Origin of the sequence: Brevibacillus sp. B_LB10_24 (assembly GCF_046036945.1) — a bacterium.
Classification (GTDB): Bacteria; Bacillota; Bacilli; order Brevibacillales; family Brevibacillaceae; genus Brevibacillus_C.
On the sequence record NZ_JBJQOQ010000011.1, the window covers coordinates 116,521 to 133,131 of the forward strand.

Annotated in this window: 15 protein-coding genes; 13 read left to right on the forward strand and 2 right to left on the reverse strand. The window is 49.9% G+C overall.

Going from position 1 to position 16,611, the window contains the following annotated elements; translation table 11 throughout:
- Positions 1 to 125 precede the first annotated feature (125 nt).
- The 4 genes from ACI7RC_RS12655 (at position 126) to ACI7RC_RS12670 (ending at position 3,932) form a co-directional block, all read left to right on the forward strand.
- The gene (locus ACI7RC_RS12655; protein ID WP_408108607.1) at positions 126 to 455 is read left to right on the forward strand and encodes an ArsR/SmtB family transcription factor; all 330 of its coding nucleotides are present in this window, start codon (positions 126 to 128) and stop codon (positions 453 to 455) included.
- Positions 452 to 874, forward strand: coding sequence for an SRPBCC family protein (locus ACI7RC_RS12660; protein WP_408108608.1), 423 nt, complete (start codon positions 452 to 454; stop codon positions 872 to 874). Before ACI7RC_RS12655 ends, ACI7RC_RS12660 begins: the two co-directional genes overlap by 4 nt.
- A 158-nt stretch (positions 875 to 1,032) precedes the next feature.
- Positions 1,033 to 1,503 carry a phage tail protein gene (locus ACI7RC_RS12665; protein WP_408108609.1) on the forward strand — a complete coding sequence of 157 codons (471 nt, stop codon included), beginning with the start codon at positions 1,033 to 1,035 and terminating at the stop codon, positions 1,501 to 1,503.
- Between the two features lie 167 nt (positions 1,504 to 1,670).
- Entirely contained in the window at positions 1,671 to 3,932 is a 2,262-nt protein-coding gene (locus ACI7RC_RS12670; RefSeq protein ID WP_408108610.1) for an ATP-binding cassette domain-containing protein, read from the forward strand.
- A 224-nt stretch (positions 3,933 to 4,156) separates the two neighbouring features.
- Here ACI7RC_RS12670 and ACI7RC_RS12675 read toward each other — a convergent pair whose 3' ends face one another.
- Positions 4,157 to 5,359 carry an MFS transporter gene (locus ACI7RC_RS12675; RefSeq protein ID WP_408108611.1) on the reverse strand — a complete coding sequence of 401 codons (1,203 nt, stop codon included), beginning with the start codon at positions 5,357 to 5,359 and terminating at the stop codon, positions 4,157 to 4,159.
- Positions 5,360 to 5,492: 133 nt separating this feature from the next.
- Here ACI7RC_RS12675 and ACI7RC_RS12680 point away from each other — a divergent pair, with 133 nt between their 5' ends.
- From ACI7RC_RS12680 to ACI7RC_RS12720, 9 genes are all read left to right on the forward strand, one after another.
- Positions 5,493 to 6,371, forward strand: a complete 879-nt coding sequence (locus tag ACI7RC_RS12680; RefSeq protein WP_408108612.1) for a LysR family transcriptional regulator — start codon at positions 5,493 to 5,495, stop codon at positions 6,369 to 6,371.
- 108 nt (positions 6,372 to 6,479) lie between these two features.
- Complete coding sequence (locus tag ACI7RC_RS12685) at positions 6,480 to 6,683, forward strand: helix-turn-helix domain-containing protein (protein WP_408108635.1); 204 nt, start codon at positions 6,480 to 6,482, stop codon at positions 6,681 to 6,683.
- A 101-nt stretch (positions 6,684 to 6,784) separates the two neighbouring features.
- The gene (locus ACI7RC_RS12690; protein WP_408108613.1) at positions 6,785 to 7,687 is read left to right on the forward strand and encodes a TetR/AcrR family transcriptional regulator; all 903 of its coding nucleotides are present in this window, start codon (positions 6,785 to 6,787) and stop codon (positions 7,685 to 7,687) included.
- A gap of 81 nt (positions 7,688 to 7,768) precedes the next feature.
- Positions 7,769 to 8,416 (forward strand): HlyD family secretion protein, encoded by a 648-nt coding sequence (locus tag ACI7RC_RS12695; protein ID WP_408108614.1) that lies wholly within the window; start codon positions 7,769 to 7,771, stop codon positions 8,414 to 8,416.
- 17 nt (positions 8,417 to 8,433) lie between these two features.
- Complete coding sequence (locus ACI7RC_RS12700; RefSeq protein WP_408108615.1) at positions 8,434 to 8,886, forward strand: efflux RND transporter periplasmic adaptor subunit; 453 nt, start codon at positions 8,434 to 8,436, stop codon at positions 8,884 to 8,886.
- Positions 8,883 to 10,496, forward strand: coding sequence for a DHA2 family efflux MFS transporter permease subunit (locus ACI7RC_RS12705; RefSeq protein ID WP_408108616.1), 1,614 nt, complete (start codon positions 8,883 to 8,885; stop codon positions 10,494 to 10,496). The genes ACI7RC_RS12700 and ACI7RC_RS12705 overlap by 4 nt, the downstream gene beginning before the upstream one ends.
- Before the next feature lie 385 nt (positions 10,497 to 10,881).
- Complete coding sequence (locus tag ACI7RC_RS12710) at positions 10,882 to 11,097, forward strand: hypothetical protein (RefSeq protein ID WP_408108617.1); 216 nt, start codon at positions 10,882 to 10,884, stop codon at positions 11,095 to 11,097.
- Positions 11,098 to 11,134: 37 nt separating this feature from the next.
- Entirely contained in the window at positions 11,135 to 14,317 is a 3,183-nt protein-coding gene (locus tag ACI7RC_RS12715; protein ID WP_408108618.1) for a bifunctional cytochrome P450/NADPH--P450 reductase, read from the forward strand.
- 141 nt (positions 14,318 to 14,458) lie between these two features.
- Positions 14,459 to 15,091, forward strand: coding sequence for a C40 family peptidase (locus tag ACI7RC_RS12720; protein WP_408108619.1), 633 nt, complete (start codon positions 14,459 to 14,461; stop codon positions 15,089 to 15,091).
- A gap of 51 nt (positions 15,092 to 15,142) precedes the next feature.
- Here the strand turns inward: ACI7RC_RS12720 and ACI7RC_RS12725 are convergent, their stop codons facing one another.
- The gene (locus ACI7RC_RS12725) at positions 15,143 to 16,465 is read right to left on the reverse strand and encodes a cation:proton antiporter (RefSeq protein WP_408108620.1); all 1,323 of its coding nucleotides are present in this window, start codon (positions 16,463 to 16,465) and stop codon (positions 15,143 to 15,145) included.
- Between the last annotated feature and the right edge of the window lie 146 nt (positions 16,466 to 16,611).

Sequence of the window (16,611 nt, forward strand, 5' to 3'; positions counted from 1 at the left end):
CACTAAATAGTGTCCAATTAGCAATTAGTCATTTGGAAAGTTTGGAACCTGCATAAGCTTCAACTGTTCCCCCGTACTACCAATAGGTTTGTCCTACAGAAAATAATATTTTGGAGGGGGGTGCCATGAGCGAAAACAAACAATTTCGGGATGTGTTTGACGCGATTGCAGATCCAACGAGGCGCCAACTGATTCGTCTGTTAGCAGAGGCAGAGGAGAAACCGCTTCATGAGTTAACGTCACAGTTTCAAATGGGCCGTACAGCTGTATCCAAGCATTTGACAATCCTGAAAGAGGCCGGACTGGTACTTGACCGAAAAGTCGGCAGAGAAACGCGATTTAGGCTAAACGCCTCTCCACTCAGAGAAGTTCAAGATTGGGTGGCTTTCTACAACAAGTTCTGGAGTACGAATATGTTGCGCTTAAACCAACTATTAGAGGAGGAAGAAGAATGAGTTTATCATTAACCTTGGATTTTCAGTATACGACATCAATCGAGAAGCTTTGGTCCGCCTTAACCGATTCAAGCAAGCTTGCCAGGTGGGTGGTCGACATCCACACCGGTCAGGCAATGGATAATGATTTTAAGCCCGTTGTAGGACACCGTTTTCAGTTTCGCGCTCAACCGACCCAATGGTGGAATGGAATTATTGACGGAGAAGTACTTATCGTGGACGCACCAAACCGTTTGTCCTATACTTGGGCCAGCGGAGAGGAGAAGCACACAGTCACCTGGACGCTGCAGGATTTAGGGGACGGAAAGGTTAACCTCCATCTCGAACAAACCGGTTTCTCAAACGTTCAAGGACTCGAAGGCGCTAAGTATGGCTGGAGTAAATGGTGCGGCGAGCTTGAAAAGGTGTTGGAACAGTAATCGCTTTTGGTACCAAACATCAAGAAAAAAGCAAACGGCTTGGTGCTTCGCCGTTTGCTCTTTGTACAATGATGACGCCAAGCAACTTCCCTTACGGACCAGTAACATCTTGTGAATTCTTGTTGTGAGGAAACAAAGAGATAAGAGGAGAGATGGAAATGTCCAGTATCGTTGATTTCAAAAATGTGACTACGGCTGGTTTAGAGTCTTCACCTGTAGCAGAAGCGCTTGCTGGTTTACGTGCGAATGAAGCCCGTTACTTTATGAACAAATACAAGCATGAATTTACGGTTACACCTGCTAGCGAAGATCAGGAGACCCTCGATTATGTGAACCGAATTCTGAAAAAAGAACGTGATATTGAGTTTTCGGCCAAACCCTTGGAAACGTCGCGTTTTCAAGTGGAAAATATCAAAATGGCCTATGTCTTTTATGAGGATGGTCTTGTGGTCAACGTCATGTATACAGTTGATGACTCTAAGAAGCGGGCCGTTGGTTTTAAACTTTCCGAGGGGATGGAGGTACCAAAGGAGTTAGAAGAGAAGTTTAAGTTTGCGAAGCAGAAGTCTAAACTGGCTGGAACCATTCGGGGCTCGTTTTTTGTGATTAAAGGAGAATATGAAATGTAAGCAAAAGCGCTGGTGGTGAAGCCAAAGAAGGGATTATTTGGCGACCTTGTTGCTCGAGCTTTAGATCGACACTCCAACTTCTATGTCGCTCCACGGCTTTCTCTGCGTGATGAATGGTATAATGTGAGATACAAATAAAAATTGACACGATGGGAAGGGTGTGAAGCATGAGCGAATCGAATCAGGAGTATATCGTAATCTCGGGTGCGAGGGAAAACAATCTCAAGAACGTATCCTTGCGCGTTCCCAAGCGGAAGATCACGATCTTCACCGGGGTATCCGGATCCGGCAAGTCATCGATCGTTTTCGATACCATCGCCGCTGAATCCCAGCGCCTGCTGAACGAAAACTTCAGCATGTTCGTCCGCAACTTTCTGCCGCGTTTTCCGCAACCGGATGCAGACGCGATCGAAAACCTGAGCATGGCTGTAATTGTGGATCAGAAGCGGCTGGGCGGCGGTTCCCATTCCACGATGGGCACGATTACCGATATCTCTCCCATTCTCCGTCTGCTCTTCTCCCGAGTGGGTCAGCCCTATGTTGGACAAGCGCACATGTTCTCGTTTAACGATCCGCAAGGCATGTGTCCCGAGTGCAACGGGATCGGTCGCAGGCTGGGCGTCGACATGAGCAAGGCGCTGGACATGTCAAAGTCGCTGAATGAAGGGGCAATCATGCTGCCTGGCTATGCGGTAAACAGCATGGATTGGGCGATGATCGTGCAGTCGGGGCCCTTCGATCCCGACAAGAAGCTGAGCGATTATTCGGAAGAGGAACTGGAACAACTGCTGTACGGCAAGGCGAGGAAAGTGGCGACGCAGTTTGGCGGGAAGACAGTGAACATTACGGTGGAAGGCGTCATCGAGAAGTTCACCAACAAGTACATCAAGCGTGATCTGAAGACGTATTCCGAGCGCACACAACAAACTGTTGCGCCGTATATCACCGAGGGTACCTGTTCCAGCTGCCGCGGCGCGAGACTCAGTCAGGCTGCGCTCAATTGCAGGATCAATGGACACAACATTGCGGAGCTGTCCTCTATGGAGGTCGGACAGCTCATACGCGTCATTCGGGAGATTGACAATCCTGTCGCTGCGCCGATCGTCAAATCGCTGACGGAGCGGCTGCAGCATCTGGTGGATATCGGACTTGACTACTTGACGCTGGACCGTGAGACGGATACATTGTCCGGCGGCGAGTCGCAGCGGGTCAAGATGGTGAAGCACCTGAGCGGCAGTCTGGTGGATGTCACTTACATCTTCGATGAGCCCAGCGTTGGCTTGCACCCCCGTGACGTACACCGGTTAAATGGATTGCTTCAGAAACTGCGTGACAAGGGCAATACCGTGATTGTCGTCGAGCATGATCCCGATGTGATCAAGGTGGCGGATCATATCGTCGACGTCGGGCCTCACGCCGGCAGCCGCGGCGGTGCCATCGTGTATGAAGGAAGCTTCCAAGGCCTGTTGGAGTCAGGTACACTGACAGGCACCCATATGAAGCGGCCGCTCCAACTGAAGCACGACCCTCGGCAGCCATCCGGCAAGCTGTCCATCAAAGATGCTACACTGCACAACCTGCGGAACGTGAGTGTAGATATTCCAACCGGAGTGCTGACGGCAGTTACGGGTGTCGCCGGCTCGGGCAAGAGTACGCTGATTAACGAAGTATTCCTCAGCCAGCATCCGGATGCGGTCGTCATCGACCAATCGGCGGTAGGAGTGTCGACACGCTCGAATCCCGCGACCTATACGGGCATTATGGATGATGTGCGCAAGGCGTTTGCTTCCGCGAACAAGGTGGGCCAAGGCTTGTTCAGCTTCAACTCCAAGGGCGCTTGCGAGAACTGCCAAGGGCTGGGTGTTGTGTATACAGACCTTGCCTACCTCGACAGCGTGAAGCTGCCATGCGAAGTATGCGGAGGCAGACGGTTCAAGGAAGAGGTGCTCGCGTACAAGCTGAACGGCAAGTCCATTGCAGAAGTGCTGGAGATGACTGTGGAGCAGGCATTGGATTTTTTTGATCTGAAAGAGGTTGTGCGCAAGCTCCAGGCGATGAGTGATGTGGGGCTGAACTATCTTACACTCGGCCAGCCGCTCAGCACGCTATCGGGCGGGGAATGCCAGCGCATCAAGCTGGCAAGCGAGCTGCATAAGAAGGGCAGCATCTACGTGATGGACGAGCCGACGACCGGCCTCCATATGTCAGATATCGGTCACCTTTTGGGAATCATGAACCGCCTCGTGGATGCCGGCAATACGGTGATCGTCATCGAGCACAACCTCGATGTGATCAGCCAAGCGGATTGGATCATCGATATGGGACCGGACGGAGGCAGCAAGGGCGGTCAGGTGGTGTTCGAGGGCACACCGGCGCAGATCATCCATGCGGAGCAGTCGATTACGGGAAGATACTTGCGTAATCATTAAATCTGCTTTCGTTGTATGGGATTCGTAATTTCTTAGCATGACAAGGAGAACATATGTAACGTATCTCAACCAGGGCTGCCAGCAGAAGCGGCAGCCTTTCGTTTACATAACAGGCAGTTTTTGCAAGTCAACATCATAAAACAGATCACGTAATGGTATCTTTTGCCCGTCAAGTGATCTGTTTTTATATGTCGGCTGTATCGCCTATCACGTGTTCATCCATGTCAGGCCGAGACCTTTTCTCGCGAATGAACATGTCTGACCTTTCTATTTCCAATTTTTAACTGAATGAGAATCATGATCACTACCACGGTCATCATTCCCATGATCGCAGGGGGAAAACTGCCGGCAGCATCATGGATAAAGCCCACACAAAAGGGACCCAGAGAAGCGAACATGTAGCCGCCCGATTGCGTCATGGCTGAGAGCGCGCTTGCTTCTTCCGTATTCGCGGTCTCATCGATCGGAAGCATTAAAGCCATCGGAAACAAACCTCCCGCACCGATCCCGAGAAAAATACAGGACAGCCACGGAGTCACCGGAAGTTGGAGCATCGCGAGGCCGACCAACTCCATCAACGAGCAGCCAATCAGCCAGACCACTCTGCGTTGAAAACGGCTGACCAGTATCGGGAGGAGAAAACTGACCGGTACTTGCACGAGAGTAAACAACGTCAAAATCATTCCGGCCGTTTGTTTGTCGTAGCCCCGTTCTTCTACGATCGGAGCCAGCCAGGCGGTAAGGGAGTAAAACATGAACGCCATCAACCCGAAAAAGCAGGTCAGCAGCCAAGCCCGTTTATTTGTCAGTGGAAGCTTCAAATCGTTTTTTTTCGATTTGGCCTGGGCACCGGCCAAGGCAGGGACTGTTGATTTCGGCGACTTCCAGACTGGTCTCCACCAGAAGCAAAGGGCGATAAAAGCCAAGACCGACCAGGAAGCGACGGATGCTTGCCAGGAATGGCGAAAGACGGTCTGCAATGGAACGGAAAAAGCTGATCCAAAGGCGGCCCCGACGACAAGGGACATAGAATAGACCCCGACCATCGCCGTGGGGTTCGCGAAATTTTCCTTGATAAATCCGGACAACAACGGACCAATAATGGCAATCCCGATACCAGCCAAAAAAGCGGTAAGCAGCATCAGCCATGCAGAGTTGACCATATACCTTGCAGCAGTAGCAACACCGATTAGCAGGAGGCAATAGGCTATGGTCCGTTCAATGCTCCAGCGGCTGCCTAGTTTAACTGCCGCAGGCGCGAAGAAACCCATGCACAGAACAGGCAGGGAAGTCAACAGACTGGCCATGGAACCGCTCATGCCAAGCGTCTCCCGAATCGTCCCCAGCAAAGGCGAGACAGATGTGATGACAGGACGCAAATTGAGCGAAGCGAGAAAAAGAGCAGTAAGCAAAAAAACAAAACGCATCGTACATTCTCTCCATTTTCTATTGTAAAAATTCTGATCCGTGTCTAGAACAGTGTATAAGAGGTATTTTGATTGATCAATATTATGATTTCTATTATGATCATTAGTATCTCTTATGAAAGCGGGTGTTTGCTTGGAGATCCGTCAGCTTCACTATTTCATGGCTGTATGCGAAGAAATGCATTTTACCAAGGCTGCTGAAAAAATCGGCGTTACCCAGCCAACGCTCAGCCAGCAAATTCGGGCGCTGGAGGATGAGCTGCACATGCCGCTGTTTGATCGAATCGGCAAAAAAATTGCGCTTACCGAGGCTGGTACGATGCTGCTTAGCTACGGCACTCAGATTTTGGACACGTTACAAAATGTAAAGGATTCGATCGCAGATTTGCGCCATATTCAAAGCGGAACAATCAAGGTCGGGATCATGCCATCCGATCTGGATTACCGGATTACACAGCTGATCATCGATTTTTATCATGCGTTTCCAAAGGTGAAGTTAATGGTCATCGCTTCCATTGATATTATGCGGCAGGTGCTGGAAAGCGAAGTGGATATCGGCATCGGCACCAACGTCCAGCCAAATGACCGCCTGGTTGCCATTCCTTTATGCCGGGAAGAGTATGTGCTAACGGTGTCCGAGAGGCATCCGCTGGCCAGCCGAACCAGCATTGACGTGGATGAGTTAAGAGGTCTTCCGATGATCATGTATCCCGAAGGTTTTATGGGGCGCGATTTAGTGGAGGAGTCTGTGCGGAAACACGGCTTTCAGCTGAATTCCATTCTCGAGACCAGTTCGGCCACTTCAATTCTGAACTTGGTGAAAGCGAATATAGGCGCAACGGTACAGCCATATCCCTTGATTCGGCAAATCAATGATCCGGTTTTGCGCACGGTCCGCATCAGGGACGGCGCGCCAAGCCGCAGCCTGGCGATCATTTACCGCTCCGACCGTTATTTGAGCCAGGCAGCGAAGGCTTTTATGGAGCGGATAAAAGAATTCTTTCAAGACTAGTTTGTACGGGGAGAGTATACAGCCCTTGGTGATAGATCAAATGGAAAACCCTGGTACAGGGTTTTTTTGTTGAGAAACGCGGTAACACATTGTATCTCTCTGCACAAAGTGTTCGTTCCAAAGAGAACAGATGGTTCATTTTACTTCCCAGTTTCCTCTAGAAAAACAGAACGAAACAAAATCATGAAGACACTGCAAGAAAGTCGTTACAATGTAATAGTGACAGCCCAAAGATTGGGGATTTCACGGGGAACACTACCCTTGATTTCAAGGGTTTTTCTTTTGCTATCAAGAGGATTTGATGTCGAATGATCTGGATTGACATCTGTACCCGAATCATATATATAATACTAAACGGTACCGACAAGTACTCCAATAGTACCTGAAAGTTCTTCCGAGGGGAGGCGTTTTCCATGGACGAAAAGCAGCACCAGATCTTATCGACAGCCAAACGTCTGTTTGAGGAACAAGGAATTCAACAGACCTCGATTAACGATATTGCCAGGGAATGCAAAATTTCAAAGGCTACCTTCTACAAGTACTTCAAGTCGAAGGAAACCATCATCAGCGACATTCTCCTCTTGACCGAACAGGAGTTTCTGGAAACAGTCAGAGGGCTGCATGCGGAGAAAGCGATTAACGGGAAAGAAAAACTGTTAAGAAAGATTCGTTTATTTTGGGACTTTTCTTATTCAAGAGGTGTTTTTGGAGCGTACATTCTGGATAATTTTTCAGGAGCAGAACGTCAGAACATTATGAATGTGATGAAATCCGGTCGCAACGCCATCATGGAAGAATACAAGATAAGCCTCAGAGATGCCTTTGGAGAAGGTGTCGAACCAATCATGGGAGACTTAATTCTTTGCGTGGAAGGGATCATCCGGGAGTTTATCTATTTGTCGTACGTACATGCCAGCAGAATTGACGCGGATGTCGTGACACGGTATGTATGTACGGTGCTGGAGGCAGTTTTTGAAGGGCGGCGGGATTTGCCGGGGATGATCGACGAATCGCTGTTGTACGACTCGAACAGTCAACGGCATCAGCCTCTATATGAAGAAAACTTCAAGCAGACGCTGATACGCTTGCAGGAGAAAATCAGCAGATTATCATCCGATTTGGAAGAGGGGGATAAGCTGCAGGAGGCCATCGTACTGATCGAGCAAGAAGCAAACGCCAAACAGTATACATCTCTTTTGATGGATGCCTTGCTCGCCCTGCTGGCAAGGGAGCCGGAGCTTGCCGAACTTGTAGCCGAGCTGGAGCAGCAAAGAACAGAGTTGATGAATGTGATGGGCACAACGAACAAAAGTTGAGCTGAAGAACTCGCTGCGGGTACTCGCAGGTACTCCAGATTGCAGGTGTATTGATGAAAGGGAGAAAATGGGGGAGAAACGATGAAGAAGAAAATCATCCTGACAGTGATCTTGCTTGCGCTCATCCTCTCCGGCGGAGGCATTGGTTACTATTACTGGTACCAGGGTGCCCACTATATTTCCACAGAGGACGCACAAGTTGCCGGCGATATATATCGCGTGATGCCGCAAATCTCAGGGAAATTAAAGTCGTTAACCATCAAAGAAGGAGAGCAGGTGCTGGCAGATCAGATCGTCGGCAATCTGGATCCCTCCAATTTGCCCGGTTACCAGTTGGAACATGCGACATTGCGGGCCCCGATCAGCGGCAGGGTGATAAAGGTCAACGCAAAGGCAGGGGAAGTGGTCTCGGCATCTCAAGCCATCGCACTGATCGTTGACGAGAGCAAGCTATATCTGAAAGCCAATATTGAAGAAACAGACTTGACGCGGATTAAGCTGGGGCAGCCGGTCCGTTTTACTGTTGACGCGTTCCCCAATCAGACCTTCACAGGTGAGGTTTCTGAGATCGGTCATGCGACCAATTCCACCTTTGCCCTGCTGCCTGCCACCAGCGGGAATTTCACCAAGGTGAAACAGCGGGTACCGATTAAAATTGCGATAGTACAGACTGATACACCGCTGTTTGCAGGAGCGAATGCGGTCATCAAAATCAAGGTGAAAGGGTAACCAAGGGGACGATAGCGATGAAAAAACGAAGAAGGAATCGGATGGTGCATTTGCTCGCAGGTTTGGCCATACTCTCAACAGGCTGCAGCGCTGTGCCAACGGACAAGTCGAATGATGAAGTTCCTGCCGTCAGAGCGATGGCAGTCGGGCAGCCGGGGGTGAGCGTGCTCGTGGACAATCCGCAGGGAATGTTAAAGGCTGGAATGATTGCCCTGGTATCCTTAACAGGTGAACCGCAAAACGGCCGGGAAGTGCCTGCTTCCGCATTGTTTCACAAAGATGATGTAACCTACGTGTATGTGGTAAAAGGAGACATGTTGCATCAGACCGCTGTTACCGTTAAGCCGAAGGACGATGAATGGGTTTATGTTACGAACGGCCTGGAGAACAATGATCGCATCGTGATTAATCCCGCAAAAGAGCTGGCTGAGGGAATGAAAGTGCGGATTGAAGAGGGAGTGGAGTCATGACACGGGAATTGGAATCAGATGCAAGCGGCAGCGGCTCCAGCAAGTGGCTCTCGCTGCTGGCGATCGTCCTGGGGACATTTGCCGCCGTACTTAACTCTAGTTTGTTGAATGTCGCTTTGCCAAAAATTACCACCGTACTTAACTCAACAACTGATGTCACACAGTGGATCCTGACGGGATACATGCTGGCATCGGCAGTCGCGATTCCATTTAGCGGTTTTTTGGGAGACAAATTTGGCTATAAAACGATCTTTACGATTTCACTTGCCGGCTTTACAGTTGGTTCGCTCCTGTGCGGCATTGCCTGGAGTGACATCACGTTAATCTTTTTCCGCATCGTACAAGGGATCGGCGGCGGTTTGATCATGCCGCTCGGGATGACGATTATTTACAGCGTATTTCCGCGCAGCCAGATGGGGACGGCTCTAGGCATATGGGGGATTGCGGCCATGACTGCACCTGCTATCGGACCAACCCTGAGCGGTTTGATGGTAGAGCATCTGGGGTGGCGCAGCCTGTTTTTCCTGATGGTTCCGGTAGGTGGGCTCGCTGCGTTCATGGGAATGGTGCTGCTCAAAGAAACAGAGAAAAAAGCAGGCCAATCACTAGATAAGTGGGGGGCGATCCTCAGCATCACCTGCTTCGGAACCCTGCTGCTTGCTTTGAGCAAAGGACAATCAGAGGGATGGACATCGTTTTACATCGTCAGCCTGCTGTTTGTTGCGGCTTTTAGCCTGATTTTGTTGATTTGGGTGGAGCTTGGGCATAAGGACCCGATCCTTGACCTGCGGATTTTTGCCAATTTGCGGTTTACCATAAGCTCCATTTCTTCAAGCTTGATCACAATGGGAATGATTGGCGGCACATACCTGATCCCCATTTATCTGCAAAGCATTCAGGGCTTGTCCGCCATTCAAACCGGCCTTTTGCTCTTGCCGCAATCGGTGGCGATGGCTCTGATGATGCCGATCAGCGGAAAGCTGTTCGATAAGTTTGGCGTCGTCCCGATTGGGCTGGTGGGCTTGTCTATAACCGCTGTGACTACATTTGCCTTGGGCAATCTGGCCGTGGATACGCCGAATAGCTGGTTGAACATGGTCTTGACGATCAGGGGTATCGGCATCGGACTGTGTATGCAGCCGCTTGGTACGGTGGGAATGAACGCAGTGCCGCCGCATCAGGTAGGCAGGGCATCACCACTATCTAATGTGACGAGGCAGGTTTTTAGCTCGATGGCGATTGCGATCTTCACCATGCTCATGAGCCAATTTTCCACGTATTATTCGGCAAAAATCAGCGAAAACATCTCGATTACGAATGACACAGCGAATCAGGTGATGCAGCAGCTCAGCGCCCTTTACTCATCGCAGGGGCTGGACGCAGCATCGTCGCAAGCGATGGCGGCCAGCGCATTGGGTGGCATGATCGCCAAGGAGGCGACCGTCCGCGCGATAGGCGAGACGTTCATGGTATCCGCCATCCCGGTATTTCTGTGCATCCCGCTAACGCTGTTCTTTATTCAGCGAAGGGAAAGAAAAAAAACGCAGCCAGAGAGGGTAGCCAGCAAAGACAAGCGGAGCCAGGAAGAGCTGACGCCTGAGCTGGCCTAAACGTTAACGCTTGCCGGGCTGCCCATCTTCACCCATCAAGGAGCAATGGGCGGCGTCGGCCTCATGAAATCGTATAAAATGGACAAGAAATTATTTATACGCAATGACATTCAAATCGCTGGTGACCAGTTTGAAGAGCTATAAGCAGCTTTTCAACCATAAGGATCTTGTCCATGTGCTGGAGAAATTGAACGCCATCGCACATGACGGCGGGACTTCGATCCCGGAAGGTAAGTTTGTTGTCGATTTATCGTTGAATCAGGGCAATGAATCGTTGCCTCGCCTGTGTCACTCCTTCCACCGCCGTCGAAGTAGATATGGATGCCGATTCGTCCCTTAGCTTGCACGGATGTTTTGGAAGCAGTTGTATACGCAAGGCAAATATATGGAAAACTTGCTGAATAAGTTTTCAAACGAAGACAGATCCCTAGCCCAGATTCTCATTTACGAAATTGGGATTACCAGTGTGATTTGGTTCATCCTCAACTTCGAAAAGTTACAAGAAGAAGTCATTTCGGAAAAAATGCCATTTGAAAACCTCGAGGAAGGAATTGCTGATTTTGTTATATACGGTTTGCTTGGGGAAAAACAACATCGCTGAAACACTTACAAAAATATGGTAAAAAGGAGTTTTCTTTATGGAAAAATTCATGCCGATCCCCCAACCGAAAACATATGGCGTACTTGGGAATTTACCCTTAATCGATAAGGATTCACCGACTTTGTCTTTCTGTAAAATCGCTGACGAGTACGGTCCAATTTTTCGCTTCGAGGCACTTGGAAGATCTGTGCTGATCGTCTCGGGCCCTGACTTGGTGGCTGATGTATGTGATGAGTCACGTTTTGACAAGGCTATTGGTCACTTGCTTAAAGTTCGTGATTTTGCCGGAGATGGACTATTCACAAGTCTTACGGAAGAACCGAATTGGCATAAGGCGCATAACATCCTGATGCCTTCCTTCAGCCAGCAAGCGATGAAGGGGTATCATGACATGATGGTGGACATCGCTTTGCAGCTTGTTCAAAAATGGGCCCGATTGAATCCGGACGAAAGTATCAACGTTCCAGACGACATGACACGGCTCACTTTGGACACCATTGGCTTGTGTGGATTTACCTATCGTTTCAACAGTTACTACAGGGAAACGCCAAATCCTTTTATTGTCAGTATGGTTCGCGCTCTGGATGAAGCCATGCATTATCGCAATCGGCTGCCGATCCAAAACAAGCTGATGGTCAAAACAAAACGTCAGTACGAGCGCGATATTCAATCGATGTTCTCCCTGGTGGATAAAATCATCGCAGAGCGCAAAGCGAGTGGCGATCATGGGGAAACGGATTTGCTGGCTCGAATGCTGAGCGCCAAAGATCCTGAAACCGGGGAGCCATTGGATGATGAAAATATTCGTTATCAAATCATTACCTTCCTCATCGCAGGACATGAGACCACGAGCGGTTTATTATCCTTTGCCACTTACTTTTTGTTAAAGAACCCGGACGTATTAAAAAAGGCTTACGAAGAAGTGGACCGGGTATTGACAGATTCTGTTCCCACCTATGAACAAGTCCTGCAGCTGAAATACGTCCGCATGATTCTGCAAGAATCCTTGCGTTTATGGCCGACCGCTCCTCAATTCGGTCTTTTTGCGAAGGAAGACACCCTGATTGGAGGACAATATCCAATTAAAAAAGGGGAAAGCGTTTCCGTGATTTTGCCTCAGCTTCATCGGGATAAAGGAGCATGGGGGGAAGATGCAGAACAATTCCGTCCGGAACGGTTCGAAGACCCTGCCAAAGTTCCAAACCATGCGTATAAACCCTTTGGGAATGGACAACGGGCTTGTATCGGGATGCAATTCGCCCTTCACGAAGCGACTTTGGTCCTTGGGATGATTCTTCAACACTTTCAATTGATTGACCATAGGAACTATCAGTTGAAAGTCAAACAAACCCTGACGCTGAAACCCGATGATTTTACCATGCGTGTTCAACTGCGGGAGAAGAAGGTGCCCAATCCCATCGCGATCAAACCTGAAGAGAACGTTGCCAATGCTCCTGCTCAGGAAAATCAATCGCGGAAGGTTTCCGTCATGGGCGTGAACAACAGGCCGCTGCTGGTTCTTTACGGGTCCAATATGGGCACGGCGGAGCGGATTGCGAAAGAATTGGCGGACATCGCCCGCCTGCACGGGATTCGCAGTGAAGCAGCTCCGCTGAATGATCGGTTAGGCCACTTGCCAAAAGAAGGCGCCCTCTTAGTCATCACTTCTTCTTATAACGGAAAACCGCCAAGCAATGCACGTCAGTTCGTTCAGTGGCTGGAACAGGTTGAACCGGGGGAACTTGCGGGAGTTACCTATGCCGTATTTGGCTGCGGAGATCACAACTGGGCGTCCACGTATCAAGAGGTACCGCGTTACATCGACGAGATGCTCGCCGAAAAAGGAGCGACGAGGTTTTCGCTACGCGGAGAAGCTGATGCGAGCGGAGACTTCGAAAAGCAGCTGGATGCCTGGAAAAGTCAAATGTGGGCAGATGCGATGAAGACATTCGACTTGCAGTTGAACGAAAATGCGGAGAAGGAACGGAGTACACTGAACATCCAGTTTGTCAGCGGCTTTGCAGATACTCCTCTCGCTGAGTCGTACGAAGCCGTACGCGCCACGGTGGCGGAAAACCGTGAACTTCAGAAGTCAGGCAGCGAGCAAAGCACAAGGCATATCGAGATCGAGCTGCCCGAGGGGGTTGCGTATCAGGAGGGCGATCACCTTGGAGTCTTCCCGAGGAACAGCAAAGAGAATGTCGACCGCATTCTGCAGCGATTTGGTTTGAGCGGGAACGATCAAGTAATCTTGACCGCAAGCGGAGTCAGTGCCTCCCACCTGCGTTTGGGTCGGCCAGTCTCTCTCGTCGACCTTCTGAGCCACAGCGTAGAAGTGCAGGAGGCTGCGACTCGCGCCCAAATCCGTGAAGTGGCCGCTTACACAGCTTGTCCTCCGCATAAGCGAGAATTGGAAGCTTTGCTGGGGGAGGGAATCTACGAAGAACAGATATTGAAAAGACGGGTTACGATGCTTGACCTCGTCGAAAAATACGAAGCATGCGAAATACCGTTTGAGAAGTTTTTGGAGCTTTTGCCCCCGCTAAAACCGAGAACCTATTCGATTTCAAGTTCCCCGCGGATGAATGCCGAACGCGCCAGCATAACGGTAGGAGTGGTCCGCAGCCCTGCCTGGAGCGGGCGAGGGGAATATCGCGGAGTTGCGTCCCATTACTTGGCCCAACGCAAGCCGGGTGAAGATCTTGTCATGTTTGTCCGTACACCCGAATCTGGATTCCAACTCCCGGAAGACCCGCAGACACCGATTATCATGGTAGGTCCGGGAACCGGGGTAGCGCCTTTCCGCGGTTTCCTGCAGGCTCGTGCGATGATGAAGCAGGAAGGAAAATCTCTTGGTGAAGCACATCTGTACTTCGGCTGCAGGAATGACGTGGATTTTATCTACCGTGAAGAACTGGAACAATATCAAAGAGACGGAGTGGTTGCGCTTCATACGGCATTTTCCCGCAAGGAAGGCGCACCGAAAACATACGTACAACATTTGATGGCTCAGAATGCAGCAGACATCATCCGCATTCTTGACCAAGGAGGAAGGCTTTACGTATGTGGAGACGGCAGTAAAATGGCTCCGGATGTAGAAAGCGAGCTGCGGAAAGCTTATCAGTCTGTACATGGGGTTGACGAACAGGAAGCTGAAAACTGGCTGGAATCCCTTCAGGCAAAAGGAAGCTATGTGAAGGATGTTTGGGCGGGGATATGAAATACGGTTTCAGGCAAATGAGCAGCAGCGGCGGTTAAAGACTTTAAAAGAAAGTCTTTAACCGCCGCTGTTTTTTACCCATCTTTTCACACGGATAGCATACCTCCTGAAAACGAACATTAGTTTAAGGAGGTAGGGTCTATGAACGCCAATTTGTTAAAAATAACAAAGTTGTTACTCACGATCCTCATCGCTGGGGGATTGTCTGCTTGCAATGACGATAATAGACCACGGACAAAAGGATACGATGGGAGTAGAACCCCTGGAGCTGACCATGTCGCTCCACTTCGCATCAATCAAGCAGCAGATACTCCTGAATGGAAAAAGACGGCTGATTCGATTATCGCAGACGGGTTGCGTTATTGGGGAAAACCGTATGTTTATGGTACACCAAGGTTTGAGGATAAAGCATTCGACTGTTCTTCTTACGTACAATATCTTTACGCAAGACACGGTATCCCATTAGGTTATCATGCGAGAGAGCAGGCAGTACAAGGTGTAGAGGTACCGTTCATAAATATGCGCAAAGGCGACATCATGTTCTTTTCTGATGAAGATTTTCCCAACGAGACTGGATTAAACAAGGTAAGACATGTGGGAATCTATATGGGTGACGGACAAATCCTTCATACATATGAACCGGGTACCGGGGTCATTATAAGCAATATTCACAAGGACGAAAAAGAGGGAGAGTATTGGTACGAGCATTTCCTGTTCGCCAGAAGAGTCATTCCAGATAAACCAGATAGAACTCCGGCAAAATCCTCGTCCTAGCCCAGTGCTTAGAAAAAATCAGGGCGAATCAGCCTCCTCCTGTCGTTTGAATTATAAAGATTTGGTCGGGTCGGCAACATAATCGTTCGGACGTTCGGGTGACAAGTATTCGTCCCCGGGCATAAGTCTCCATCCCTTGTTCAGCACAAAGCGAAGCCAGGAACCCGCCAACCAGGAAGTAGCTAGTGACAGCATCACAAGCACGGCAAAAAACTCCTGGTTCACAATCCCAACACTATAGGCGATGGTGGACAGGACGATCCCCGGCCCTCCTCGGGCGTTCATAGCGAGGGCGAAATTCATGCTCGACAAACGATCCAGGCGTATCATCCGGGAAGTCGCATAAACGATGATCGCTTGGGCGGCGGTTGCAAACGCAAGATACTTGACGAAAAAGAACACATCGAATTGATGGGCGAGATCCAATTGAAGACCGACGGTGGCAAAATAGACGGGGATGAACCAGGAATACGACATATGACCGACACTATGCTCAATTCGCTGCAAAAGCTTTTGGGGCAAGGACCATTTGACCGCAATCCCCGCCAGCAAGGCCCCAAAAATGGTGTCCACGCCAAGATAGCCAGCGGCGGCGACGGTGCCGAACAAGATCAGCAAAACGAATCCCAGCGGGGAGGAGCGGAACAGGACGTTCGTTTTCAAAGACGTTGTCCGTTTCAACAGAAAAGTAGCCGCCAGCAGGAAACCGACAATAAAAGCTGCCGTGACCGCCAAGCTTTGGGAAATGGTTCCGACAGTGGCCTCACCCCCTTGGCCGGCAACGGAGGTGGCGATGCCCAAAGCGGCCCACAGCAGGACGTCATGGATTCCGGCAATGACCACAATCAGCTTTGCAAAGCGCGAATGCATAATTCCAAGATCATGGAATATTTTCGATATGACTGGAATCGAGGTTACCGCAATGGAGATGGCGACGACGATTTTGAAAGCAAATAAGTTGTTGGCCGGTCCCAGGTAGGCAGTAACCGGAAACACCGACGTCGATATCCAGCCGATGGCAAATGGAAGAACGGTGGAGCCGACGACGATTGCGGCTACGATTTTGAGGTCGTGATTGTTGAACTGCGTCTGAAACTTTAATCCAGAAGTAAACAAGAGCATCATTAATCCGATTTGACAGACGAGTCCGAACAGTTTGTCCTCAGCCGAAAACCCTAAGAACAGCCAATTGAACCTATCGAAAAAAACACTTCCCAGAAAGGTAGGGCCAAGCACCAGTCCGGCAGCCACTTCCCCGATTACCCGGGGGATCGCCAGGCGTTCGGCGACATACCCGAGAAAGTTGGCCGTAGCCAGTAGGCAAGCCATCGCCAACAAAAAATGCGTAAGCTCGCTGCCGTTTAATGTAAACATTGATCAGCCTCCGTTCGGGCATCGGTTGCTCCAAACATGCGAGTCAACCCGGTGTCATACGACTGCCCAGACAGTTATCCTGTATATTATGTAGCACTTGCCGGGAGTGAGTAGTTAGGAGTTCAGGAGCCGGGAAAACGGGGGAT